Here is a 758-nt window from a genome sequence, read left to right on the forward strand (position 1 = left end):
CGAAATTAGATTTTTTACTATTATTACAAAACCAGCAGTATTAATGTGTTATTCGCCAAAGCCAACCATGTTTTTCTTCATTTGCCGATTTAGCTGTTACTTTTTGTGGTAAGTCAGGTTGTGTTTGCTTGTGAGTAGTTAAATCTAATTGTTGCGCCTGGTCAGCAATCCTATTTGCTGTTGCAATCTGTTCATCTTTTACAGTTAATTGCCGCCTTAAATTATAAGTTAAAAACGATAATAACACCAATCGACAAGCAAAGCTTAAACTTGGTTGTCGTTCTTGTCGTTTTTTTAAAACGGTCTTAGATTTCGCTGTGCTCAAACTACAAAAATACTAAAGAGCATAAAGGGACTGTGCATTTTTTACAAAATTAACCCGTTTTGTAAAAATGAGCCGACAGTGTCGGCATCCAAACCCTTGCGATAACTGCAATATTTAGTCCTAGGAAAATGCTACAATTGCTTCTTGTAATATTTGTGCAGAATAGGGGGGTGTGTAGCAAAATCCTAGGATGTTTAAGTCGATTAAATGTTATTAAATTGGGATTCTTGATTTTTGAAAAAACGATCAAAAAAGCATGCTAGGATTTTCCTAGCATGCCGCAATATAGGTAGTTAAAAAATAAAAAAAGAAGTCTTTAAGAGACTGTTTCTAAAATCTTCTCAACGTTTATAAACTATTATAAACTATTTTTTTCATCACTTTTCCTTTCTTTAATAAATTGATAAACTTGGTTATTTAATGGTTTATTGAG

General features: G+C 32.5%; 1 protein-coding gene. It reads right to left on the reverse strand.

Annotated elements, in window-relative coordinates; all coding sequences use genetic code 11:
- Positions 1–40: 40 nt before the first annotated feature.
- On the reverse strand, positions 41–325 hold the full coding sequence (locus tag JCM11969_RS19480; RefSeq protein WP_225353352.1) for a DUF536 domain-containing protein: 285 nt from the start codon (positions 323–325) through the stop codon (positions 41–43).
- Positions 326–758: the final 433 nt, after the last annotated feature.

Source organism: Secundilactobacillus paracollinoides DSM 15502 = JCM 11969 (genome assembly GCF_001311135.1).
Classification (GTDB): domain Bacteria; phylum Bacillota; class Bacilli; order Lactobacillales; family Lactobacillaceae; genus Secundilactobacillus; species Secundilactobacillus paracollinoides.